The 24,081-nt window shown below is 38.1% G+C and carries 24 protein-coding genes and 2 pseudogenes; all 26 read left to right on the top strand.

Features of this window, described 5'->3' with window-relative positions; translation table 11 throughout:
• A pseudogene (locus tag CA730_RS25015) lies at positions 1-316 on the top strand (glycosyltransferase WbuB); the annotation flags it as partial.
• A 197-nt stretch (positions 317-513) separates the two neighbouring features.
• A complete protein-coding gene (locus tag CA730_RS20655) occupies positions 514-939 on the top strand; it encodes a hypothetical protein (protein ID WP_096671690.1) in 426 nt (141 codons plus the stop codon).
• A gap of 1 nt (position 940) precedes the next feature.
• Positions 941-1,897 carry a GDP-mannose 4,6-dehydratase gene (locus tag CA730_RS20650; protein WP_096670139.1) on the top strand — a complete coding sequence of 319 codons (957 nt, stop codon included), beginning with the start codon at positions 941-943 and terminating at the stop codon, positions 1,895-1,897.
• A gap of 826 nt (positions 1,898-2,723) precedes the next feature.
• A complete protein-coding gene (locus CA730_RS20645; RefSeq protein ID WP_096670137.1) occupies positions 2,724-3,401 on the top strand; it encodes a Uma2 family endonuclease in 678 nt (225 codons plus the stop codon).
• A 31-nt stretch (positions 3,402-3,432) separates the two neighbouring features.
• Complete coding sequence (locus tag CA730_RS20640; protein ID WP_096670135.1) at positions 3,433-3,606, top strand: DUF4351 domain-containing protein; 174 nt, start codon at positions 3,433-3,435, stop codon at positions 3,604-3,606.
• A gap of 245 nt (positions 3,607-3,851) precedes the next feature.
• Complete coding sequence (locus CA730_RS20635) at positions 3,852-4,091, top strand: AbrB/MazE/SpoVT family DNA-binding domain-containing protein (protein ID WP_027402546.1); 240 nt, start codon at positions 3,852-3,854, stop codon at positions 4,089-4,091.
• A 580-nt stretch (positions 4,092-4,671) separates the two neighbouring features.
• Complete coding sequence (locus tag CA730_RS20630; RefSeq protein WP_096670133.1) at positions 4,672-5,097, top strand: DUF29 family protein; 426 nt, start codon at positions 4,672-4,674, stop codon at positions 5,095-5,097.
• Between the two features lie 386 nt (positions 5,098-5,483).
• Complete coding sequence (locus CA730_RS20625; protein WP_096670131.1) at positions 5,484-6,329, top strand: Uma2 family endonuclease; 846 nt, start codon at positions 5,484-5,486, stop codon at positions 6,327-6,329.
• 13 nt (positions 6,330-6,342) lie between these two features.
• A pseudogene (locus CA730_RS25795) lies at positions 6,343-6,441 on the top strand (DUF29 domain-containing protein); the annotation flags it as partial.
• Between the two features lie 365 nt (positions 6,442-6,806).
• Positions 6,807-7,586 carry an ABC transporter permease gene (locus CA730_RS20615; RefSeq protein WP_096670129.1) on the top strand — a complete coding sequence of 260 codons (780 nt, stop codon included), beginning with the start codon at positions 6,807-6,809 and terminating at the stop codon, positions 7,584-7,586.
• Between the two features lie 27 nt (positions 7,587-7,613).
• Positions 7,614-8,837 (top strand): ABC transporter ATP-binding protein, encoded by a 1,224-nt coding sequence (locus CA730_RS20610; protein WP_096670127.1) that lies wholly within the window; start codon positions 7,614-7,616, stop codon positions 8,835-8,837.
• A gap of 45 nt (positions 8,838-8,882) precedes the next feature.
• The gene (locus tag CA730_RS20605; protein WP_096670125.1) at positions 8,883-10,490 is read left to right on the top strand and encodes an aldolase catalytic domain-containing protein; all 1,608 of its coding nucleotides are present in this window, start codon (positions 8,883-8,885) and stop codon (positions 10,488-10,490) included.
• Positions 10,491-10,523: 33 nt separating this feature from the next.
• Complete coding sequence (locus tag CA730_RS20600; protein ID WP_096670124.1) at positions 10,524-11,300, top strand: HpcH/HpaI aldolase family protein; 777 nt, start codon at positions 10,524-10,526, stop codon at positions 11,298-11,300.
• On the top strand, positions 11,300-11,953 hold the full coding sequence (locus CA730_RS20595) for an acylneuraminate cytidylyltransferase family protein (RefSeq protein ID WP_096670122.1): 654 nt from the start codon (positions 11,300-11,302) through the stop codon (positions 11,951-11,953). The genes CA730_RS20600 and CA730_RS20595 overlap by 1 nt, the downstream gene beginning before the upstream one ends.
• A 12-nt stretch (positions 11,954-11,965) precedes the next feature.
• Entirely contained in the window at positions 11,966-12,634 is a 669-nt protein-coding gene (locus tag CA730_RS20590; protein ID WP_096670120.1) for an HAD family hydrolase, read from the top strand.
• Between the two features lie 46 nt (positions 12,635-12,680).
• On the top strand, positions 12,681-13,568 hold the full coding sequence (locus CA730_RS20585; protein ID WP_096670118.1) for a motility associated factor glycosyltransferase family protein: 888 nt from the start codon (positions 12,681-12,683) through the stop codon (positions 13,566-13,568).
• Between the two features lie 3 nt (positions 13,569-13,571).
• The gene (locus tag CA730_RS20580; protein ID WP_096670116.1) at positions 13,572-14,813 is read left to right on the top strand and encodes a glycosyltransferase family 4 protein; all 1,242 of its coding nucleotides are present in this window, start codon (positions 13,572-13,574) and stop codon (positions 14,811-14,813) included.
• Between the two features lie 177 nt (positions 14,814-14,990).
• Positions 14,991-15,503, top strand: a complete 513-nt coding sequence (locus CA730_RS20575) for a DUF29 domain-containing protein (RefSeq protein WP_197705472.1) — start codon at positions 14,991-14,993, stop codon at positions 15,501-15,503.
• Between the two features lie 199 nt (positions 15,504-15,702).
• Positions 15,703-16,791, top strand: coding sequence for a glycoside hydrolase family 99-like domain-containing protein (locus CA730_RS20570; RefSeq protein WP_096670114.1), 1,089 nt, complete (start codon positions 15,703-15,705; stop codon positions 16,789-16,791).
• 19 nt (positions 16,792-16,810) lie between these two features.
• Positions 16,811-17,908, top strand: coding sequence for a glycoside hydrolase family 99-like domain-containing protein (locus CA730_RS20565; protein WP_096670113.1), 1,098 nt, complete (start codon positions 16,811-16,813; stop codon positions 17,906-17,908).
• Positions 17,909-17,977: 69 nt separating this feature from the next.
• Positions 17,978-18,985 carry a glycosyltransferase family 2 protein gene (locus CA730_RS20560; protein WP_096670111.1) on the top strand — a complete coding sequence of 336 codons (1,008 nt, stop codon included), beginning with the start codon at positions 17,978-17,980 and terminating at the stop codon, positions 18,983-18,985.
• Positions 18,986-19,192: 207 nt separating this feature from the next.
• Positions 19,193-20,128 carry a glycosyltransferase gene (locus tag CA730_RS20555; RefSeq protein ID WP_096670109.1) on the top strand — a complete coding sequence of 312 codons (936 nt, stop codon included), beginning with the start codon at positions 19,193-19,195 and terminating at the stop codon, positions 20,126-20,128.
• An 86-nt stretch (positions 20,129-20,214) separates the two neighbouring features.
• Complete coding sequence (locus CA730_RS20550) at positions 20,215-20,652, top strand: glycosyltransferase family protein (protein ID WP_096670107.1); 438 nt, start codon at positions 20,215-20,217, stop codon at positions 20,650-20,652.
• A 379-nt stretch (positions 20,653-21,031) separates the two neighbouring features.
• Complete coding sequence (locus CA730_RS20545; protein WP_096670106.1) at positions 21,032-22,183, top strand: glycosyltransferase; 1,152 nt, start codon at positions 21,032-21,034, stop codon at positions 22,181-22,183.
• A gap of 57 nt (positions 22,184-22,240) precedes the next feature.
• Positions 22,241-23,341, top strand: a complete 1,101-nt coding sequence (locus CA730_RS20540) for a glycosyltransferase family 4 protein (protein WP_096670104.1) — start codon at positions 22,241-22,243, stop codon at positions 23,339-23,341.
• A 240-nt stretch (positions 23,342-23,581) separates the two neighbouring features.
• The coding region (locus CA730_RS20535) for a DUF2887 domain-containing protein (RefSeq protein ID WP_157750077.1) at positions 23,582-24,081 on the top strand (500 nt) is incomplete at its 3' end.

The following is a 24,081-nucleotide window of genomic DNA, read 5'->3' as shown; positions in this document are numbered from 1 at the left end:
TATTAGTGTAGAAGCAGGTCTAGAAAGCCTAGTTGCTCCCAGCAAACTCTATCCAGCTTTAGCTGCGGGAAGACCAATAGCAGCTATTTGTCCAAAAGACTCCTACCTACGACAGCTAATCACAGATGGTCAGTTTGGTATTAGCATTGAAAATGGAGACAGTGATAGTTTATCTAAATTTATTCTCAACTTAAAGAGCGATCGCCAACTTGCAGAAAAAATGGGTAATGCCTCCCGCGAATATTTGCAATCAAACTTTACACCAGAAATCATCTCTAAACAATACATCAATGTGCTAGAACGATCTATGAATTGAAATGTCACTCCCGCCTAATCAGCGCTAGCGTGTGAACAAATTCAGTAAATTTTAGACAACTCAGTTAACAAAATTTAATACCTCAGACAACGTTGAATCAGGAGTTGGGCTTTGATGGTCTTTTTGATCTCAGTTCCTCCCATGCAACCTTCTTACGAACTATTATTTTAGTTAATGATAATGATCAGGAGGCCGAAGTGCAGAAAAGGTGTGAGCGAAATCGGAAACGTTCCCAACGGAGAGCTATCTATTGTCCCATACATAGCTGTTACATAGATAGTGTTAGCCAAAAACACGGACTATTTGCCGAACAAGCTGGACAACTGCAAGAGCGAGGTATAAGTAGACGAGAAGCGATGATTTTAGTCGCCAATAAAACTACAGTTTCTTTGCAAGGTGAGTGGTTGGAAGCTTTTTGGTGCGAAGAGTGCCAAGAAACAAAATGGTATCATGTACATAAGCATGGATCTAAATACGAAATATCTCTTGCCCCTGCCGAACTTTGGCAACAAGCAACAGGGGTTATTCATCCCCATCGCAATCCTTCCGTGGGAGAATTTACCTATAGGCAATCCCGAATGCTTGGGGGTAACAGTGTTAAAGACTTCTGGGTAATGAATTGATATGAAAAAAGCTCTCATTTGTGGAGTATCTGGACAAGACGGAGCTTATCTAGCAGAATTACTACTTAATCAAGGTTACACAGTCTGTGGAACTTCCAGAGATGCCCAAATCTCACCTTTCCAGAATTTAGTCCACTTAGGCATTAAAGATCAAGTAAAGTTAGAGTCAATGTCCTTGACTGACTTCCGTAGCGTCTTACAGGTACTCACAAAAATCCAACCAGATGAAGTCTACAACTTAGCAGGACAAACTTCCGTAGGTTTATCTTTTGGACAACCTGTAGAAACTTTAGAAAGCATAGCTACAGGCACACTAAATTTATTAGAAGCCATTCGGTTTTTAGGCACTCGGATTAAACTTTACAATGCAGGTTCGAGTGAATGCTTTGGTGATACTGGCAATATAGCAGCCGAAGAAACAACTCCATTTCGCCCCAGAAGTCCTTATGCTGTAGCTAAATCTGCTGCTTTTTGGGAAGTGGCTAACTACCGAGAAGCTTACGGTTTATTTGCCTGTTCAGGAATTTTATTTAATCATGAATCTCCCCTGCGTCCAGAAAGATTTGTCACTCAAAAAATTATTGCTACTGCCTGTCGGATAGCCCAAGGTAGTAACGAAAAATTATATTTAGGTAATATGTCAATTCAGCGGGACTGGGGTTGGGCGCAGGAATACGTGAAAGCCATGTATTTAATGTTGCAGCAAACACAGCCTGATGATTATGTGATTGCAACGGGGGAAAACACTTCCTTGGAAGATTTTGTTGCTGCTGCATTTGCATCTGTAAATTTAGAATGGCGTGATCATGTAGTTGTTGATAGTAGCCTATTCAGACCTACGGATTTGGCGGTCGGTAAAGGTAATCCGAGTAAGGCTAAAATCCAATTAGGATGGGAGGCTAGATATAAAATGCAGGATGTTGTGAAAATGATGGTAGATGCGAAATTAGAATCATGAGAAAAATCTGATTCAGTCCCTAAAAAAATGGATGAACTACCCCATCTTCAACGAAGTAAGATGGAGTAGTTCATCCCCATCAGTAAGTTGAGATTTTTGACGTTTCACACGACCTAGATAAAATATCAGCACGCACTTTTGTGCAAACGTACTGAGTCTGGGAACTTGTGCAAACAAAATATTAAGATTGTGAAATCTTAATAATCCCCGTGTCTTTAGACCGGGGAGTGTCAATCAGAGGAGTTAAGCAAAATGTGCTGACAACAAATATGACATTTGAATCAGAATCTCTGAACTTTCTGAACTTAAGGAACTACTAATTAAATCTGTGTTATTCTATTATTGATCCATTAGAGAACAGCGATCGCAAACCTGTATAAAATAAGAGTTACAAAAAATTCGATTATTGTTGTCCGAGAGTGACAGAACCGGAATAGTATTGAACAGTGAGTTGGGCTTTGATGGTCTTTTTGATCTCAGTCCCTCCCATGCAACCTTCTTGTGATCTATTGTTTAGTTAATGATCAGGAGGCCGAAGTGCAGAGAATGTGTGAGCGAAATCGGAAATGTCGTGAAAATGATGTTCAGAGGGAACAGGGAACGGGCAACTTTCTAACAGAAAAACTCATGCACCTTTCGTCCACCTTCTTATACAGAAGATAATGTATTTACAGGTAGTGACTTGAATTTATATTAAGCCTTAGCCAGTCAAGATATCACAGCTTTGGATTGGGAAAATTTGGCAGAAGAGTTAGGATGATACCATCTAATAGACCCGGTATACTGGCTGTTGCTATCACGAAAAAACTGTAATTAGATACTAACTATGTTAACTTCTATTATTCCTCCATTAGAGAATGGCGATCACCTAAATCGGTTAGAATTTGAACGCCGTTATCAGTTCATGCCACCTCAAAAAAAGGCAGAATTAATTGATGGAGTAGTTTATATGGCAGCAGCATTAAGATACAGAAGTCACGGTTTACCCCATAGTTACTTAATGACATGGTTAGGGTTCTACGCAGCTAATACACCGGGGTTGGAATTAGCAGATAATGCCACAGTCAGATTAGATTTAGACAATGAACCCCAACCGGATGCTTTATTAAGGATAAAAACTGAATTTGGTGGACAATCTCGAATTAGTGAAGATGATTATGTAGAAGGAGCGCCAGAATTAATCGTAGAAATTTCTGGTTCTACCGTATCCTATGATTTGTACAACAAATTGACAATTTATCGCCGTCATGGAGTTAAAGAATATATTGTATGGCGAGTGTATGATCAAAAAATAGATTGGTTTTATTTAGAAGATGGGAAATATATTAATTTGCCAATTAATGAGCAAGGATTAATTGAAAGTCGAATATTTCCGGGTTTAGTGTTATCTGTTGATAATATTTTAAAGAATAATTTAGCTGAAGTTTTATCTATTTTACAATTTCAACTTAATACAGAAAAGCATCATAATTATTGCGGACAATTAAAAACTATGTGCAAATAAATTCTCAGAGGTTGTTTGAAAACTTTTTCGTGTGGGATCTGACACCCCTAAATCCCCCTCAAAGTCCCCCTTTTCAAGGGGTTTACAACAAAAAGTGCGATCGCTCTCCATTTCTCAACTAGAATCATTAGGAGAGGCATTATTGGATTTTCAAAATATGTCAGATTTGGAAAATTGGTTACAAGATAATCGCTGTTTATATTGAAAGCGATCGCTAATTTATGAAATCTCAAATTGGTCATTGGGGAAATTCTTTAACCTTCACTCTATAAATAAAATAAGAACATAAGATCCCCGACTTCTCTCAGAAGTCGGGGATCTGAAACTGTTGATCTTGAAGGCGATCGCTAATTTATGAAATCTCAAATTAAGTAGGTGAACAGAAAAATTTAAGTCTAGGGTGGCGGTAATTGAGATATACTTTGTTTATCTCTAAAGCGATCGCTAATTATGAAATCTCAAATTGGTCGTTGGGGAAATTCTTTAGCCTTGAGAATCCCCAAGTATATTGCAGATGAATTGGCTTTATCAATCAATGATGAAGTTGACTGCCGTATTGAGCAAGGGCAACTCATGGTAAGACCAGTTCAAAAATTTCCCAAATACACCCTCTCACAACTCCTTAGCCAAGATTTAGAGCCAGAAGCGGAGATTGACTGGGGTAAGCCAACAGGTAATGAAGAATGGTAGATTACGTCCCCTGTTATGGAGATCTTGTGTGGCTAAACTTTGATCCCCAATCAGGTCACGAGAACGGCGATCGCAAACCTGTATAAAATAAGAGTTACAAAAAATTCGATTATTGTTGTCCGAGAGTGACAGAACCGGGATAGTATTGAACAGTGAGTTGGGCTTTGATGGTCTTTTTGATCTCAGTCCCTCCCATGCAACCTTCTTATAAGGGAAATGCCGAAAACCCTTGAAGATGTAGCTTCCTAAGTCAGCTACATCTGTGCTTTAGACAAAGGATGAAGGCTAGAGGCAGGATTTATCCTGCATTGATTTTAATCATAGTGTGGCGATAGCCATAACCCAACAAATGCGTCTGGTTGCGCTGTCGCTTAACCCGACCTCCAAAAAATGGACAAGGTATTGAGATACTAACTATGCTAACTTCTATAGCAGTATGCACTTGAATGAGATACATCATAAGCCCCCTCCCCGCAAGCGATGAGGGGGCTATGATGTACCTTATATGATTGGAAATCGCTGTAGGTAAGTGAGTATGTCAAATTGATAAAATATCAATAATAGTTAGGATGAGTATCTTATGGAAGAACTATTATTATTACGGGAATTAATTGAAAAACAAGAATATGATCAAGCCTTAGAAATTGTCAGTCAGCTTGAAGAAATGTCAAGGGAAGATAAATTAGCTAAGATATATAGCTATGCAGTAATTTTATTACTACACTTAATTAAACAAGAAGCAGAAAAACGTAGCACTCGCTCTTGGGAGTTTTCGATTTATAATAGCAGCAAAGAAATCAAGAAAGTCAATAAGCGGAAAAAATCTGGTGGGTTCTATGCTAATGAAGAGGAGTTACAAGAAATTTTAACTGATGCTTTTGATACTGCTATTAAAAAAGCAGCATTGGAAGCTTTTGAGGGTATATACACAGATAATGAACTTAAACAAAAAATTGATGAAGAAGAAATTAAAGTTAAAGCTATGAATTTGATTTACAGTAATTGATACAGCAGGAGTCGTAGGGGACCAGGGAATGCACCCATCCAGGAGTAAAACTGGCTTTGTGTATAGGTTTCAATTTAGATTACGTATCAGAAAATGGTATTCATGATCATACTTGCTATAGCGGTTCTCGATTGAGTGAGATACAAGAACCCCACCCCCAACCCACTCCCCGCAAGCGATGAGGGGGCTATGATGTATCTCATGCAATTTCAATGGAGCCGTGGGGATTTTCCTTAAGGCAATGTGGGATACCACCTTTACCAACTCAGTTGGTGATGTTGTACTGGATGTTCACGATGTAAGGGAATGTCTCGGTTAAAAGTATCAGACAATTAAGCAGATAGTTAAATCTTGGCAACAGTATTGAATACAGGAGATAATTAATGATGTATCAAAGCGATGTGTATAGCAAACCTAACTATGAGCCATTACCTCCTCGACAAACACTGCCGACGATGTATGATTTACCTAGCGAAGATCCAGAGGAGCCAGGTTTGCCAGACGAATTTCACCTTTTACAACCAGAATTATTGCGTATTACTTTCCGTCCACCTAGTTATGCGGAAGATAATGTATTTACAGGTAGTGACTTAAATTTATACTATGATAGCAAGCATACACAATGGTATAAAAGACCAGATTGGTTTGCGGTATTAGGGGTATCCCGTTTTTATGAAGAAACAGAACTGAGATTAAGTTATGTGACTTGGTATGAAGGAACATATCCCTTTGTGGTGGTAGAACTAATATCACCAGGAACAGAAAACGAAGACTTAGGGAAAAATTTACGGGAAGTTAATCAACCTCCAAATAAATGGACAGTATATGAGCAAATTCTGAGAATCCCCTATTATTTTGTCTATAACCGCTATACCCAGGAGTTTAACTGTTTTGGTTTGGTAATGAACCGCTATCAACCTATCTCTATTAATGGATTAGGGGTATGGTTAGAAGAAGCAGAATTGGGTTTAGGATTATGGGAGGGAGAATATCAAGGATTAACTAGACAGTGGTTACGTTGGTATGATAAAGATAATAACTGGTTGCCTACTCCAGAAGAAAGAGAAAGACAACGGGCTGAACAAGAAAAGCAACGGGCTGAACAAGAAAAGCAACGGGCTGAACAAGAAAAGCAACGGGCTGAACAGGAAAAACAACGGGCTGATTTAGCGGAAGCGGAATTAGCTAAATTAAGACAGTTACTAGCAGAAAAAGGAGTAAATTTATTCTGAATTAGATTTATTATTGGAGTCTAAAGTTCTTTATGATCATTGTGCAAAAATCCTAGATAAGATATACATTAAAGCTAGAAATAATGCTATTCGTAAATCTGAACTATCTCCGGCAATTTTCCCTGAAACTTGCCCTTATTCTTTAACAGAAATTCTTAATCCTGAATGGCTGCCATTATTACCTTGTCCAAATTGAAAAAAGTCTTGATTTGTAGGTTGGGTTGAGGCACGTTCGCAGAGCGTGGCGTTAACCATAGTGTGGCGATAGCCATAACCCAAAAAATGCGTCCGGTTGCGCTGTCGCTTAACCCGACCTACAAAAAATGGACAAGGTATTGCTGTGTTAGATATAGTTATCAATAAAACTTGATACAGAGGTGTAGATTGGGAAAACTTAGTAGATATAATCAGATTCCTCTTAGGGTGGTTTACACACCAGAGAGTCGCATTCGCCATCCTTTGATACTATTCAAAGAAATGTGGCGAGATTTGTTAGCATCAAGAGAATTAGCATGGCGGTTATTGGTGAGAGATATTAGCGCCCAATATCGCCAGTCTTTGTTGGGTGTGTTGTGGGCGTTTTTTCCACCCATTATCACAGCCTTGGGGCTGGTAGTTGCTAAAAATGCTGGGGCTGTAAATATTGGGATTACGGATATTCCCTATCCGGCTTATGTGATGTTTAGTATGTCACTATGGCAGACCTTTGTGGAGGCTTTGAGTGGTCCTTTGGCGGCTGTGGGTGGGGCTAGGTCAATGCTGGCAAAAATTAACTTCCCCAAGGAAGCGATTATTTTGGCTAAATTAGGCGAAGTGTTTTTTAATTTTGGTATTAAGTTAATTTTAATTTTCGGGTTATTCCTCTGGTTTCATATTCCCGTTACCTGGAGTGTGTTTCTAGCGCCTGTAGCTTTGATTCATTTGATCATCTTAGGAACAGCAATTGGCTTACTTCTCGCGCCTTTGGGGACTTTGTATGGGGATGTGGGCAGGGTGATACCGTTAATTGTTACGCCTTGGATGTTGTTAACTCCTGTGATTTTTCCCGTTCCTAAGCAAGGGTGGTTTAGTGTGGTGGTGAGTTGGAATCCTGTTACACCGTTGTTAGTCACAGCCAGGGATTTGGCGATAAGTGGAGTGGTATCCAATCCCACTGGATTTTGGCTAGTGAGTGGTTTGAGTTTTGTGTTGTTATTTGTGGCTTGGATTTTGTATCGGTTGTCAATGCCGTTTATTGTTGAAAGAATGAGTTCTTAGAATTTCTTAATTTTAAATTAATGTATTATGTTAAACACAGAAGAGCAGAATTTACACCATCACACAAATGACGGGGAAGTTTTAGTCAGGGTTGAGAATGTATCAAAGAAGTTTTGCCGTAGTTTAAAGAAGTCTCTGTGGTATGGGGTGCAGGATATTGGCTCAGAGATGATGGGAATCAAGTATGACCATGAACTTAGACCCGATGAGTTTTGGTCAGTGAAAGATGTAAGTTTTGAGTTACGTCGTGGGGAGTGTTTGGGGTTAGTTGGTCGTAATGGTGCAGGGAAGAGTACGCTTTTGAGAATGTTGAATGGCTTGATTAAGCCGGATCGCGGTTGCATTGAAATGCAGGGGCGAGTGGGGGCGTTGATTGCCCTAGGAACAGGGTTCAACCCAATTTTGACTGGTCGGGAAAACATTTATGTCAATGGCTCTGTTTTGGGACTTAGCAAAACAGATATTGATGGAAAAATTGAAGAAATTATTGAATTTGCTGGGATTGAAGGTTTTATTGATTCGCCAGTACAAGGCTATAGTTCAGGTATGCAGGTGCGATTAGGTTTTGCTGTAGCGACGGCTCTTTCCCCGGATGTGCTAATTTTAGATGAGGTATTAGCGGTTGGTGATGCGGCATTCCGCAATAAGTGTTACCGAAGAATTGCCAATGTACGTAAAAATGCGGCGGTTATTTTTGTTTCACATAGCATGGAGCAAGTAGCGCGAATTTGTGACAAGATACTAGTGATGTCTGTGGGGGAAGTTGCCTTTTCAGGAAGCTTAGAACAAGGAATAGCGGTTTATGATCGGCTCAATGATGATGGGGAAGAGCAGGATGAGTCTTTTCTATCAGTAAGTGATCCGTTGACTTATTTTCAAGCTCAACTATCCCATGATGTTTTGTCTTCTGGTTCTCCTTTAGACATTCAAGTTTCTATTGAAAGTTCTGATTTTCTGGAAGATTTTCTCCTACGCATAAGTTTTTATGATGCTTCTGGGGCTTTTGCCGCTGAGTGTAACTTTTTTGCGCGTGACCATAAAATTTCACTTCTAGCTGGAATTTCCCATTGGGATGTTTCTCTTAGCTCTATCCCGTTAAAAAATGGACTTTATCGGATTAGTTTCAATGTCATTGATAGAAAGGGTGAGCTTGTTGTTTGGTCTTATAAACAGCAAAAAATAAAAATAGTGGATGCCTATCCTGGGGCAAATGCTAATTGCCAATTACAATTAGGACATTGGCTGACCTAATTTCATCAGACTAATAGCAATAAATAACAACTATACTATTTAACTATGATTAAGTTACTAGATTGTACTCTGCGAGATGGTGGATACTACAATGCTTGGGATTTTGATCAAGCTTTAATCGAAGACTATCTTCTGGCTATGGACGCAATATCTGTTGACTTTGTGGAGTTGGGTTTTCGAGGATTTACCCAAGATGGTTTTCGGGGCGGATGCGCTTACACCACTGATAGTTTTATTCGGGGATTGTCTATCCCTGATGGACTAAAAATCGGGGTGATGGTGAATGCCAGTGAGATTGTTAATCATCCAGATGGTGTGGAGCAAGCACTAGCCAAATTGTTTGCTCCTGCGGTTGATTCTCCCGTACTGTTGGTACGAATCCCTTGCCATTTTTATGAATTTGAAGCGACTTTAGTGGGTTGTCGCTGGCTCAAGGAGCAAGGTTATCAAGTTGGCATTAATCTCATGCAGATTGCCGATCGCTCTTTAGAAGAAATAGAGCAGTTAGCCCATCTGGCCAGCCGATACCCTCTGGATGTACTGTATTTCGCCGATAGTATGGGCAGTATGAATCCTGGGCAAACTACAGAAATTATTAGAGCTTTGCGTCAAGGCTGGCATGGAGAATTAGGTATTCATACTCACGATAACATGGGGCGGGCATTAGCCAATTCGCTTCAGGCGGTGGCAGATGGCGTTACCTGGATTGATGGCACAGTGACGGGTATGGGGCGAGGAGCAGGAAATGTGAAGACGGAGTATCTCGCGGTGGAGTTGGAAACCCTGCGGTCAGATCGCCCCTGCAATATTACGCCTTTGATGACGGCCATTCGCCGATATTTTGGTCCGATGCAACATTACTATGGTTGGGGAACTAATACTTATTACTATTTGGCTGGTAAGTATGGCATCCACCCAACGTATATTCAATCCATGCTGACGGATAGTCGTTATGGCGAGGAAGATTTGTTAGCTGTTATTGATCACCTAAAAAATTCTGGTGGCAAGAAGTTTAGCTTGAATACGCTGGAATCTGCACGACACTTTTATGTCGGTGAGCCAATGGGAAGTTGGTCACCAGCCAGTTTAATTGCTGGGCGTGAAGTTCTGATTTTGGGTACTGGACCTGGGGTCAAAAAGCATCAACGCGCATTAGAAGATTACATCCATCGTTATCAACCGATTGTCATTGCCCTCAATACTCAAACCCATCTAGAGCCGAAGTTGATTGATCTGCGGGTGGCTTGTCATCCAGTACGGTTATTGGCAGACTGTGCAAAGCATATCAGATTGCCTCAGCCCTTGGTAACGCCAGTTTCAATGTTACCTGAAGATATTCTTGCTGAATTGGCAGGCAAGAAGTTACTAGATTTTGGTTTAGCGGTACAGCCTGACACGTTTGAGTTTGCGGAGAATTATTGTGTGTTGCCGACATCAATGGTAATTGCTTATGCTTTAGCGATTGCTACAAGTGGTAAAGCTTCACATATTCTCCTGGCTGGCTTTGATGGTTATAGTGCTGATGATCCTCGTAATCATGAAATGGATATGTTATTTAAGCGGTATAAGCAATCTTTCCAAGCCGTATCTTTAACGGCGATAACGCCCACTAAATACCAGCTATCCCAATCATCAATTTATTCTTTTACTTAAACTTTGTGGAATGCTACTTGAGAAATTTATCTAATGTTAAATACTGTTGTTGATCGTTTTAGACAAAAACTGCAAACCAGTGTTGCACTTGGTATTTTTAGCAAAACAACCGATAGTGCTATAGTTGAAGCTGCTGGGCTTGCTGGGCTTGATTTTATTATTTTGGATATGGAACATGGTTCAAGTACAACTGAAACCCTCAGTCACCACGTTCGAGCAGCACTTTTGACTGGTATGGCTTCTATTATAAGAGTTAAGGGAGTAGATCCACAAGCTATTGGCTCTGCTCTCGATATGGGGTCTGTTGGAGTACAAGTGCCTAATATTTCGACCGCTGAGGAAGCACGGAAAGCTGTAAAAGCTGCTCGATTTTACCCTGGGGGTATGCGTGGTGTATGCCGCTTTGTTCGTGCAGCTAATTATGGTGGTAGTAATAAGGAAGATTATTTTCGGGAAGCTAACAAAGCAATTTTAATTTTGCAGATTGAAGGTAAAGAAGGAGTCGAAAATATCGATGAAATTTTAGATGTTGAGGGATATGATATGTTGTTCGTTGGGCCTTATGATCTTTCTCAATCGCTTGGAATTCTGGGTCAAACTAATTCTGCCAGATTGATAGACTATATTCAAAATTTGCTTATAAAAGCAAAGGAAAAAAAGATATTGTTGGGTACTTTTTCTGATTCTCTTGAAAATAGCAAAGATCTGCTTGATCTGGGATTTAACTATATAAGCTATTCAGTAGATGTGAGCATCTTTCGCGATTCTGTTTGTAGTCTAATTAAAGAATTTTTAAGAGAGAAGCAATAATGATCACTGCTATTGTACCAGTCAGAAAAGGTAGTCGTAGACTTAAAAATAAAAATATTTCTGGTTTTGCAAACTCTAATTTGCTTCTTTATAAAATAGATCAGTTAAAAGCAGTCAAAACGGTATCAAAGATTGTTGTTAGTTCTGACTGTGATGAGATGCTACAGATGGCTTCTGATCGTGGTGTTTTTATCCACAAAAGAGCAGATGAATATTGTGATGAGGTAACTAAGAAGTTTGGAGAAGTTGTAGCTCACATCTGTGAAAATGTAACGGGTGAACACATTTTATGGGCAACTTGTACCTCGCCTCTCGTTGAGCCACACCATTATATCCAAGCGATCAATTGCTATCTTCGTGTTCTTGGCAAGGATTTTGACTCGTTGATGTCCGTAGAAGAACTAAAAAGATATCTCTGGGATGAAAAAGGTCCTATCAATTATAAACTTGGTATTGACCATGTCCCTTCTCAACAATTGCCACCACTTTATCGTGTAACCGATGGAATTTTGCTTGCACCACGATTAAAGATGATTGAGTGGAAATACTTTCATGGTACATCCCCTTACTTATTCAAAATGGATAAACGAAGCTCAATTGATATTGATGATGTATACGATTTAGCTTGTGCAAAAGCATGGCTTGATCTATAGGTTTGTTTTATTATGAATAAAATTGAAAAAAACTATAAGTGCTTAATCTTTGACTGTGATGGTGTCATTCTCGACTCCAATCAGGTCAAAACCCAAGCTTTTTATCAAGCTGCACTCCCTTATGGGGAAACTGTAGCTCAGTCCCTAGTTGATTATCACATCCAAAATGGGGGCATTTCTCGCTATCGAAAATTTGAATATTTTCTACAAAATATTATTGGTGTTGGCATTGACCAAAAACCTCTTAACGAACTTCTGTCAACCTATGGGGCTCACGTTCGAGAAGGTTTACTAAACTGTACAATTGCTCCAGGACTTCAGGAGTTACGTCAAGCATTGCCTGACACTTGTTGGCTTGTAGCATCTGGCGGAGATCAAGCTGAATTACATGATGTTTTTGAAAAACGAGGTATCAGTCACTTATTCAACGGTGGGATTTTCGGTAGCCCTGACACCAAAGAACAAATTTTGCTAAGGGAAAAAGAGCTAGGTAATATCCAATTTCCTGCTCTATTTATGGGTGACAGCCGCTACGACTATATTGCTGCCACTAAAGCTGAACTTGACTTTATTTTTGTTTCTGGCTGGACTGAAATGAAAGACTGGCAAGAGTTTTGTAAATCATTAGAACTACCTCAAATGAAACAAATTACCGAATTGTTAGAACTAATTAATACGTGAGAAAGTTGATTTTTATCTGAAATATGCACTTTTTATTATTTGAAGTATGACTAAATCAAAAGTTGATCTGGTTAAGGAAAAAATTCTGCTTTTAAAGCAAAGCAATTTAGATGTTAAAGATTCTTTAGATTTTCTGCATAACATTGCAGAGAACATTCCAGTTGTAATTGTTACCTGTGGTCCATCACTCAGCCAGATACCTCAAGAAAAACTGATTGCATTAGGTTCAAAATGTATATTAATTGCAGTTAAGCAAGCACATGAATATTTAAACGGAGTTGAAATTTTTCATCTTATAAATCAAGGAAACTTAAAAAAATACAAATATCGTAAAAGTACATACGTTATCTCCTCTTTCAATGATGCAGATCCAGAAATATTTTCTCCCGTAGATATCTATTTACCTCTTAAGGAGAGAAACCCAGCAAAGAGACTAGCTGTGACTCTTGAATTTGAGAAATTTTTATTGGCAAAAGTGCCACAAAGACCTTGGGGACCTGGAATAATTTTAGAATCTGCTATTTATCTAGCACTTCACCTGGGATCAAAAGATATTTTCTTAGTCAGTTATGATCTGGCTTCTCCTAATGCGAGTAATTTTAAACATTATAATAAGTTTTACGAAAGTAATAAAAGCTCCAAAAATGAAACTGCGGAGTTCTATTTGTCAAAAATAGCTCGAAAAGTAGCTGTAATAACAGGATATTCAGAAGCTAGAATTAGATATGAATTTGGTTTGAAATATAATCCAACTGGAGCTATTGATCCAGATGAAAATAAAATATTAATAGATTCTTCTCATGATTTACACAAGTGGCTTATGAGTCGTGGAATTAAATTAAGAATTTGCAGTAATAATTCATTTGTGAGTAACTCAATCCCCCGCGTTGATGTTGATGAGATGGAAAAAATAATAGTTTCTAAGAATTTTTAAACTATGAAAATTGCAGTTTGGCATAACTTACCAAGTGGCGGTGGTAAACGAGCCTTATTCCACCATGTAAAAGGATTGGTAGAGCGTGGACATACAGTAGAATCATGGTGTCCACCCACCGCCGATCAAACATATCTTCCTCTTGGTGATCTGATCAAAGAAAGTATAGTCCCGTTGGCAGAAACTCAACCAAAAGCTGGACGGATTGCCAACTTATTGAGTCCCTATCAAACGATGGTTGACAAGATTCAGGCAATGGATATTCACTGTCAACAATGTGCAGAAGAAATAAATAAGGGTGATTTTGATGTTCTTTTTGCCAACGCTTGTACTTTTTTCAGGACAACCTCAATCGCCAGATATGTAAATATCCCAAAGTTTCTCTATTTACAAGAGCCTTATCGCTGGTTATACGAAGCTTTACCAAAATTACCTTGGTTAGCTTTACCGCCTTTTGATAAGCCTTGGTGGACTTCACGCAGTTATTCATTGGCATTTCTAAGAAATCAAATTGAAGTGCAGGGATTTAGAGTTCAAGCTCGTGAAGAGTTGCTAAATGCTGAAGCATTCGATTTGATTTTAGTAAATTCGCTTTTTAGCCGTGAAAGTGTTCAAAGGGCTTATGGAATTGATTCCAAGGTTTGTTATTTGGGAGTTGACGCTGAACTCTTTAAGCCATTGAATCTGCCACGTCAAAAAAGTGTTGTTGGACTAGGGGCGATATATATAGGAAAAGGCTTAGAAAGAGCCGTTAATGCCGTTGCTACTATTGAGAAAAAAGATAGGCCTTCATTGGTCTGGATTGGAAACTTTTCGGATTTATCCTATCAAAATGAAATCATAAAACTTGCCACATCTATGGGGGTGGAATTTATTCCAAAAGTTAGAGTGTCAGATGATGAAGTTGTTAAATTACTAAACGAAGCTTCAGTCATGCTTTACACGCCTATTTTAGAGCCATTTGGCTTTGCTCCTCTTGAAGCTAATGCCTGCGGTACTCCTGTGGTCGCGATCGCCGAAGGTGGGATCAGAGAAACAATCAAAGATGGAATAAATGGTTTTTTAATTAATGGAAATGAGCCTGTTGAGATGGGAAAAGCGATTTCAAAAATATTAAACAATAAGGAGTTAGCTGATAACATGGGTAAGAATGCAAGAAGTTATGTATTAGAGCAATGGAGTTGGGAAAGAGGAATTGATCGTCTAGAAAAGTGCATTCTTAACTTGCTTTGCCAAAAAGCATAGTTGGTTTATTTGTGATTTATATAGCTCAAAAACTTGTTCAAAAGTATATTTTAAGCACATAGTCTAGAATCATTATGTCTGATATAAAAGCGATCGCCTTCTACCTGCCCCAATATCATCCCATCTAGAAATTGCTAGAATGCTGATAAAACAGTCCAATATCAGGAGACTCAATCCATGTCCGCTATAACTGCCCAAGAGCAAAAAGCTCAAATGCTCGATACCGCTCAAATAGCGACCCAAGTTCACGATCTTGATTTTTATCAATGGGTACAAACTACTATTGATAATATCCAGAGAGGGGCGATCGAAACCATTGATTGGGATTACTTAGTGGAGGAGTTGCGGGATTTGGGCAACGAGCAAAAAAATCAGCTAGAAAGTCGCTTATTAGTTCTTTATGAACATTTACTTAAATTGACTTATTGGTGGCAAGAGCGTGATTACAATCAAAGGGGATGGCGAGCCACTATTCTAGAACAACGGAAACAACTCAAGCGACTTTTAAACCGGAGTCCGAGCCTAAAGCCTTATTTTCAAGAAGTTGCCCAAGAAATTTATGATGATGCTTGCCAGATTACAAGCGTGAAGACTGGTTTAAATGCAAATCTATTTCCCCCATCTCCTATTGCCAATATAGAGCAAGTTTTGAATGAAGATTGGCTGCCAGAGTTAAAAGAAGATTGCTAAACTGTTAATTCATCCGTAGATTTCATCAATAAACCTCGTATTTACTCACAAAATTGTCAATTACCGAACTAGAAGTTGAATCTACGACGGATACACGGACAGAAATGATCCAGGCGATCGCTATAGTCCAAAATGTCGGTTACAGAATTGAAATAATCCGTAAAAACTGAAAAACTTAGTTCAAAGTATTAATTCAATTATGCCTGATATAAAAGCGATCGCCTTCTACCTCCCCCAATATCATCCCATTCCTGAAAATGATCAATGGTGGGGCAAGGGTTTTACAGAATGGACAAATGTTACGAAATCCAAACCCTTATTTAAAGAACACTATCAACCCCACATTCCTGCTGACTTAGGCTTTTATGATTTGCGCCTACCAGAAGCGCGACAAGCTCAAGCTGACCTAGCACGAGAATACGGTATTCACGGATTTTGTTATTATCACTATTGGTTTAATGGTAAAAGATTATTAGAACGTCCTTTTAATGACGTACTTGCTTCAGGAAAACCTGATTTTCCTTTTTGTCTTTGTTGGGCTAATGAAACTTGGTCTCGACGATGGTTGGGAGAAGAAAAGGAAATTTTACTTAAACAAAGTTATTCAGATGAAGATACTGTCAATCATGCACAATGGCTGTCCAAAGCTTTTGCTGATCCGAGATATATCCGCATTCAAGGTAGACCCCTTTTTATAATTTATAAACCTCTAGATTTACCTGATTCTAAAAAAACTATAGAGCGTTTGAAATCGGAATGTATGACATTAGGCATTCCTGAACCTTACATTATTGGCTGTAATGCTCATTGTAGCAATGTAGATTGTAAAACTATTGGTTGCGACCATACCTTAGATGTTCAGCCTCAATTGGGTAGATTACCCAATGCTTTTGAAGATGGTAAACCCAGGTTCAGTCGTTTTAAGCGAAATTTAAAACTGAATATCTTCAGTTCAACCTTAAAAGTTTACGATAGCCCATGGGCAAGACAAGTCATGTGTCCTACATTTCATGGTCAAAGCACCTCTGCCTATCCTACAGTTTTTGTGAGTTGGGATAATAGTCCTAGAAGGGGAAAAAATTCTATTTCTTTGAAAAATTCAACTCCCAAAGAGTTTGAGGAGAAATTATCTGACGTAGTTAATAAATTGCCTTTACGTCAGGACTTAGATGATAATATCGTCTTTATTAATGCCTGGAATGAATGGGCTGAAGGAAATCATTTAGAGCCAGACTTACGCAACGGCAAAGCTTATCTGGAAGCAATAAAGCGGGTTATTAAAATTTAGAATCAAAACAACAAATTCAATGTCAAAACTCAATTCTGACATTCGTGCGATCGCCTTCTACCTCCCCCAATATCATCCCATTCCTGAAAATGATCAATGGTGGGGCAAGGGTTTTACAGAATGGACAAATGTAGCTAAATCCAAGCCTTTATTTAAAGAACACTATCAACCCCACCTTCCTGCTGACTTAGGCTTTTATGATTTGCGCCTACCAGAAGCGCGACAAGCTCAAGCTGACCTAGCACGAGAATACGGTATTCACGGATTTTGTTATTATCACTATTGGTTTAATGGTAAACGATTATTAGAACGTCCTTTTAATGACGTACTTGCTTCAGGAAAACCAGACTTTCCCTTTTGTCTTTGCTGGGCTAATGAAAACTGGACAAAACGGTGGGATGGTCAAGATCAAGAAATTCTAGCCGAGCAAGTCTATGGCGAAGAAAGCGATAGACTGCATATGCAGTGGCTGGCTCAAGCTTTTCAAGATCCTCGATATATTCGTGTAGAGGGAAAACCTCTTTTTCTGGTTTATCGAGCTATGAATATTCCTGATCCAAAAAAGACCAGTCAAATTTGGCGCGAAGAAGCCCGTAAATTAGGAGTAGGTGAGATTTTTCTATGTCGTGTAGAAAGCTTTTCTGATGAACATACTGATCCCACTCAAATTGGTTTTGATGCAGCAGTGGAATTTCAGCCAGATTGGGGAGAATTAGGTTTACCCTTGCAAACAGGTAGACGGTGGAATTTAGCCAGGAAACTCAAATTAGCAGCAAAGGCTTACGCCAATAACCGAATTTTTGACTATTCGTCAATGGTTGAAGCAATGTTAAAAAAGGCTGACCCCGCTTATCTTCGCTTTCCTTGTGTCACCCCATCGTGGGATAATTCTCCTCGTCGTCGAGAAAATGCAACGATTATTAAAGATTCTTCACCAGAAATTTACGAGTATTGGTTGAAACAAGTTATTCAAAACACAGTTAAGGATCACCGTAATAGCGAAAAAATTGTTTTTATTAATGCTTGGAATGAGTGGGCTGAAGGTAATCACTTAGAGCCTTGTCAAAAATGGGGTCGGGCATATTTGGAAGCAACCGGCAGAACATTGAAGCTTTAAAAACCTCCTCAACCATATATTTCAAAATTTCGAGATCATTTTTATTGATAATATTTCCATTCATATATTATGACAAGCGGAATCGTATTTCCTCCAATTAATTCAGTGCCTCAAGACTCTCATAGACCATTCTGGTCCGTGATGATTCCCACCTATAACGGGACAAAATACTTAGAACAAACACTGAAAAGTGTCCTAGTTCAAGATCCAGGGGTAAGGGAGATGCAGATTGAGGTTGTAGATGATTGTTCTACTAAAGACGATCCTGAAGAACTTGTCAAAGATATCGGACAAGGTAGAGTTTCCTTTTTTCGCAACCCTCAAAATGTTGGTTTAGTTAATAACTGGAATGCTTGCATCAGAAGATCCTATGGTCGCTGGATTCATATTTTACATCAGGATGATGTTGTCTTGCCAGGATTCTATAAGAAATTGGAGCATGATATAGCTATAGCTTGTAATGATGATATTGGGGCTGCCTTTTGTCGTTATGTTTTTATGGATGAAGATGGCCACTGGAATAACTTATCTAGACTAGAAAAAAGAAAATCAGGTATTCTTGATAATTGGGTGCAAGAAATTGCTGTAGTTCAGCTAATTCAGTTCCCTTCTATGGTTGTAAAACGAAATACCTATGAAAATATAGGGGGCTTCTACCCACCAGTTCATTTTGCGGCTGATTGGGAAATGTGGAAGCGTATTGCTACCAATTATTCGGTTTTGTATGAACCAGAAATATTAGCTTGTTACCGACAGCATACTGGCTCGGAATCGTCTCGCTTAATTAAGACAGGAGCAAATATTACTGACATAATTATGGCAATTGAAATTTCTAAATTGTATTTACCTGATACAATTAGTCAAGAGGTGACAATGCAAGCAAGAGAATATTATGCCTTTGATGCCCTTAATCGGGCTAATACATTAATTAATCAAGATAATTTTGAAGCAGCGATCGCTCAGATTAAAGGAGCACTGAAATGTAGTCACTCGTTTAATGTAATCAAATTTATGCTTGGTATTCTCAGACAAAATAAAAGACAGTTATTTAGGTTACTGAAAACTTTAGATTCCTGAATTTCTCTAAAATTAAAGCCTACACAAAAGTCTTATAAAAATGTTCTCTAAATCAAAATCTAGAAAAGCAACATTGTTATCAAAATGAACAAATAAGATAATTTTGTTCTTTTTTCCCATAACCCCTATTCTGTAACATCTCTAGCACACAAGCGGTATCCTAAAGTTTTAGCTGCATCAATAAAAAATTACCTACCTTATTACCTTATGGCTTCTTCAATATTTATATCTGTTATTATCTGTACGCATAATCCTCGTCCAGATTATTTAAGTCGAGTTTTACAAGCACTTAAAGTTCAAACACTTCCCAAAGAAATGTGGGAGCTATTATTGGTTGACAACACTAGTGAAAAGATTCTTTCAACGGAAATAGATCTAAGTTGGCATCCGAATTCTCATCACATACGAGAAGAACAATTAGGATTAACTCCAGCAAGATTAAGAGGAATAAAAGAATCACAAGCAGAGGTTCTAGTATTTGTTGATGATGATAATGTCTTAGATAGAGATTATCTTGAAGTTACCTTAAAAATAAGTGAAGATTATCCTTTTATAGGGGCATGGGGCGGACAGATTAGACCAGAGTTTGAGGAGGCTCCAGCAGAATGGATAAAACCATATTTAGGAATGTTAGCAATCCGAGAATTTGATCGTGACATTTGGTCGAATTTTCTAAGCAATTACGATTACGTACCTTGCGGTGCAGGATTGTGTATTCGTCGCCCTGTGGTAGAAAAATATTTAGAGATGACTAAGAATGACCACAACCGCCTACGATTTGGAAGCATCTCCAACAATTTCGTGACTTGCGAGGATATAGATTTAGTACTTACAGCTTGTGATATTGGCTTAGGCATGGGGCAATTCAAATCCTTAAAATTACTCCATCTACTGCCTAAAAATCGATTACAAGAGAGTTATTTACTGAAATTACAGGAGGGGAACGGTTATTCAGTTACTATACTTGAGTCTTTTAGAGGAAAATTACCAAGCCTTAGCTCCCCTACATGGAGAGGCAGAATATTAAATTATTATCAACTATGGAGAATGGAACCAAAAGCTAAATTATTTTTTCAGGCATCAAAAAGAGGTATAGATAAAGCCACACAGGAATTAATAGGATCTCTTAACCAATCTAAATAAATAGTCTTATGTGCCGAAAGATTTTATACTTTTTTCTCCATAATCCCTATCTTGCTAAATCTGGTACTCATAGGTGATGTCTTGAAATGTTAGCAGGATTTTGTACCGAAGCCAGATCTGCTGCTGACTGGGAAATGTGGAAAAGAATTGCTGCACACTATCCAATTTGGTATGAACCTCAAGTTTTAGCCAGTTTTCGCCTACATTCGGCTTCAGAATCGTCTCGATTGATTAGAAAAGGTGAAAATGTTGCTGACACACGCAGGGCGATTGAAATTTCTAAATTGTATTTACCTAATACAATTAGCCAAGAAGTCACAATGCAAGCAAGGGAATATTATGCCTTTAATGCACTTAATCGGGCTATTACATTAATTAATCAAGATGATTTTGAAGCAGCGATCGCTCAAATTAAAGAGGCATTTAAGTGTAGTTACTCGATTAAGGTAATCAGATTTATGCTTGGTATCCTCAGACAAAATAGAAGACAATTATTTAGACGGCTGAAATCTTTATGTTTCTGAATTTCTCTAAGAATCAAAGCTTACAAAAAAGTCTTTAGGATTTACGCATTGACAAGATTCCCCAAAATATGTGAAGTAAATTTTATCCCTTGTAGGGTGCGTCAGACACGATATTTTGACAAAAAAACAGATTCCCTCTATCTGACGCACCCTACTCAATAAGTTATTCCCAAAGCCGAAAACGACGCAATTTCGTTCATTCATATCATGGTAAATTAGTGAGCGTGCGTAAGTCCTAGTCTTGTAAAAATTTTCTCTAAATCAAAATACAGAAAAGTAATATTGTCATCAAGATGAGCATAGAAAATAAGAAAGTTTTGTTTTTTTCCCCCATAACCCCTATCCCGCAAAATCTGGCGCACACAAGCGGTGTCTTGAAATGTTAGCAGGATTAAAAGAACTTGGTTGTGAAGTGACCTTAATGAGTTCAACTCTTTCTTCGGAAACTCCCTGGGAGCTTTCTAGCATTGAAGTTTTAAAGTCCCAATGGTGTAACGATGTCCTTATCTATGAACCGACACGACTTGATTATAAATTAATTTCTCTCTTTGCAAGATATTATCGGTTTACTAAACAAACCCCACCGATTAGTTCTTTATTAAATACTCCTTTGGGAATGCGTAGCTGGTTTCTAAAGAAATTTGAACTAATTAAACCAGAAATTATTGTCATGAACTATGCCTATTGGGATCAGTTATTTCATGACAAAAAAATCAATTCAGTTCGTAAAATCATTGACATACATGATTTAGTATCATTAAATAGTTCTATGCAAGGTACAGTTAGCAAATACATAACTATTCCTGTTACCAACAAAACTGAAATTGAGGATAAGGTTTTACAAGAAAATTTTTTTGATCCTCTTTACATGGAAGCTTCATCAGAAGAATTTGATATATTTGATAACTACGATTACACTATCTCAATTAGCTCAAAAGAAACGGAAATCATTAAAAGTAAAACATCCAAAACCCATGTGGTTTACATACCCGTAAAACAACCTACTTGTCAACTCAACAACCAGTATAGTGAAGGTGCAATTTTAACAATTGGCCCAAATATGTTTAATATTCAAGGATATCTTTATTTCATAAAAAAAGTTTTGCCGCTTATTCTGGAAAGAGATTCAACTTTTTTACTGCAAGTAACAGGCGGCTATTGCAAAAATATTTATGCCCCTGAAGGAGTAGAGTTGTCTGGATTTGTGCCAGATTTAAAGGAATTTTACGAAACTTCCAGGTTTGCCATTTGTCCTGTACTTGCTGGAACAGGGCAACAGATTAAAATTGTGGAAGCAATGGCTCATGGACTACCCGTAATTGCCACTCGGTTTTCGGGTGAGCGATCACCAATTATTCACAATGAAAATGGATTTATCGCCAATAATTCGAGAGAGTTTGCTGAATATTCTTTGCAACTTTGGCAAGATAAAAGTCTATGCAAAAAATTAGGAGAAAATGCCAGAAATTCGATCTCACAGGGATTTTCAAGAGAGAGTTTGCTGAAAGACTTATCACTCTTACTTAACTAGATTAACTAACTCGTAAAACCAAAATTCACCCAGAATCTGATAACAACAAAAATCATTATGCATATTCTATATGATGGCGAGATCTATGGTGCCCAAAAAGTAGGAGGCATTAGTCGCTACTTTGACAATATTATTAGCCGATTGCCACAAGATTTTGAGCCAATCCTAACAAGTCCACGCTCGCGGAATGAACCCCATCCTCATCATCCAAATTTAAAAATATTTAACTATAAACGATTTGGCTTTAAACCAGGAAGGGTGTCTTATTGGCTAGAAAAATATTATTTTCGAGCCGTTGAAGCAACAACCAACAACCCTCAAATTTTTCATCCGACTTATTACTCATTACTCACACATCAAGAATTCCAAGAAAGGCGTTGTCCGATTATTCTAACCGTTTATGATATGATTCATGAAATCTTTCCTCATTTAATTGATAAACAAGGACAATTTGCTGAGATAAAGCGTAGGGCAATATTAGCTTCAGATATAATTTTGTGTATTTCCAAAAGTACAAAAAATGATTTATTAGAACGTTATCCATTACCCGAAAACAGAGTTCTTATAACTCACTTAGCAACAGAATTTAATCCATCTCTGGAAGAAAACAACGATTTTATACCCTCCCGCCCCTTCTTCCTTTATGTAGGCTCAAGAGGGACTTATAAAAACTTTAATAATTTGTTAATTGCTTTGGCAAAAATAGGTTCTAAAATTCCAGATGTCCTACTTTGCGTCGTTGGTTCTCCATTTGATTCTACAGAAAAAGAACAAATTAGCAAATTAAATCTAGATAATCATATTGAAAACTTTAGTTACGCTAGTGATGCTCACTTAGCTAAACTTTATAGAAATTGTGTTGCCTTCGTTTATCCATCTTTGTATGAAGGTTTTGGTATTCCTCTTTTGGAGGCAATGATTTGTCAAGCACCAATAATTGCTTCTAATACCTCCAGTTTCCCCGAAGTAGTTGGCGATGCGGGCTTACTCTTTGATCCTACTTCTGTAGCAGACCTTGCTGATAGATTATTATTTATGCTTGATAATCCAGCAGAAAGGGATATTTTAATCACGAAAGGTCTAGAGCGAGTTAAACATTTTAGCTGGGATAAGACAGCTGCTCAGACTGTGGAAGCCTATCGTTCTGTCTTGAGATAAATTGACGAAAACTGTTAGGCGATCGCCCTTAAAGAATATACTTTAGAAATGCAAGCAAAAAGGTATATAGAACTATACCAACAAGTCTAGCGCTCACTTCCCTGACTCTAGATATGACAACTGAACTTCTCCTGAGAGGAAGTCTCAGAAGTAAGAAACGAAAAAAAGAGGTAGAAAACCTAGCGTTGATATGGAAATAGAGGTCAACATTAATGAATCAAATTTCAACGAAAAACAATTATGAAAACTGATAAATTATTTTACAGAATTTTTTTAAATCAACCTGGATTAATCTCAGAATTAGTATCCGGTATCCCCCCTGATTGTGAATTTGAATATAGTGCGCCCGTCATCAAAGAAAACGAAACCCGTTTAGATGGATTATTAACACCAGTAAACAAAAAAACAGATTTTCCACTAATCTTTCTCGAAGCGCAAATGCAAAGAGATCAGAAATTTTATGGGCGTTACTTTCGAGGTATATTTAGCTATCTTGAACAATATGAAACCAAGGGAAGTTGGCAAGGATTACTAATTATATTAAACAACAGATTAGACTTAGGTTCAGAAATTCCCTATCAAAATTTACTCAATAACCAAGTAGAAAGATTATACCTAGAAGACTTATTAGACAAAGAAAACCTCAGCCCAAATTTAGCCATATTAAGATTAATCATCATCCCCAAAGCACAAGCAGGAGTTGAAGCCAGACAAATTTTAAACAAGGCAACCACAGAAAC

Origin of the sequence: Dolichospermum compactum NIES-806, assembly GCF_002368115.1 — a bacterium.
Taxonomy (GTDB): domain Bacteria; phylum Cyanobacteriota; class Cyanobacteriia; order Cyanobacteriales; family Nostocaceae; genus Dolichospermum; species Dolichospermum compactum.
The sequence above is the reverse complement of the archived record's forward strand: the minus strand, read 5'-3'. Positions and strand labels throughout refer to the sequence as shown.

Bases quoted from the DNA above. Each gene is read 5' to 3' on its own strand.
- CA730_RS20550 (WP_096670107.1), top strand. From the start codon at position 20,215: ATGTTAGCAGGATTTTGTACCGAAGCCAGATCTGCTGCTGACTGGGAA.
- CA730_RS20585 (WP_096670118.1), top strand. From the start codon at position 12,681: ATGACTAAATCAAAAGTTGATCTGGTTAAGGAAAAAATTCTGCTTTTA.
- CA730_RS20580 (WP_096670116.1), top strand. From the start codon at position 13,572: ATGAAAATTGCAGTTTGGCATAACTTACCAAGTGGCGGTGGTAAACGA.
- CA730_RS20630 (WP_096670133.1), top strand. From the start codon at position 4,672: ATGGAAGAACTATTATTATTACGGGAATTAATTGAAAAACAAGAATAT.
- CA730_RS20565 (WP_096670113.1), top strand. From the start codon at position 16,811: ATGTCAAAACTCAATTCTGACATTCGTGCGATCGCCTTCTACCTCCCC.
- CA730_RS20545 (WP_096670106.1), top strand. From the start codon at position 21,032: ATGTTAGCAGGATTAAAAGAACTTGGTTGTGAAGTGACCTTAATGAGT.
- CA730_RS20610 (WP_096670127.1), top strand. From the start codon at position 7,614: ATGTTAAACACAGAAGAGCAGAATTTACACCATCACACAAATGACGGG.
- CA730_RS20560 (WP_096670111.1), top strand. From the start codon at position 17,978: ATGACAAGCGGAATCGTATTTCCTCCAATTAATTCAGTGCCTCAAGAC.
- CA730_RS20595 (WP_096670122.1), top strand. From the start codon at position 11,300: ATGATCACTGCTATTGTACCAGTCAGAAAAGGTAGTCGTAGACTTAAA.
- CA730_RS20625 (WP_096670131.1), top strand. From the start codon at position 5,484: ATGTATCAAAGCGATGTGTATAGCAAACCTAACTATGAGCCATTACCT.
- CA730_RS20650 (WP_096670139.1), top strand. From the start codon at position 941: ATGAAAAAAGCTCTCATTTGTGGAGTATCTGGACAAGACGGAGCTTAT.
- CA730_RS20555 (WP_096670109.1), top strand. From the start codon at position 19,193: ATGGCTTCTTCAATATTTATATCTGTTATTATCTGTACGCATAATCCT.
- CA730_RS20540 (WP_096670104.1), top strand. From the start codon at position 22,241: ATGCATATTCTATATGATGGCGAGATCTATGGTGCCCAAAAAGTAGGA.
- CA730_RS20605 (WP_096670125.1), top strand. From the start codon at position 8,883: ATGATTAAGTTACTAGATTGTACTCTGCGAGATGGTGGATACTACAAT.
- CA730_RS20570 (WP_096670114.1), top strand. From the start codon at position 15,703: ATGCCTGATATAAAAGCGATCGCCTTCTACCTCCCCCAATATCATCCC.
- CA730_RS20590 (WP_096670120.1), top strand. From the start codon at position 11,966: ATGAATAAAATTGAAAAAAACTATAAGTGCTTAATCTTTGACTGTGAT.
- CA730_RS20645 (WP_096670137.1), top strand. From the start codon at position 2,724: ATGTTAACTTCTATTATTCCTCCATTAGAGAATGGCGATCACCTAAAT.
- CA730_RS20615 (WP_096670129.1), top strand. From the start codon at position 6,807: ATGTGGCGAGATTTGTTAGCATCAAGAGAATTAGCATGGCGGTTATTG.
- CA730_RS20635 (WP_027402546.1), top strand. From the start codon at position 3,852: ATGAAATCTCAAATTGGTCGTTGGGGAAATTCTTTAGCCTTGAGAATC.
- CA730_RS20600 (WP_096670124.1), top strand. From the start codon at position 10,524: ATGTTAAATACTGTTGTTGATCGTTTTAGACAAAAACTGCAAACCAGT.
- CA730_RS20575 (WP_197705472.1), top strand. From the start codon at position 14,991: ATGTCCGCTATAACTGCCCAAGAGCAAAAAGCTCAAATGCTCGATACC.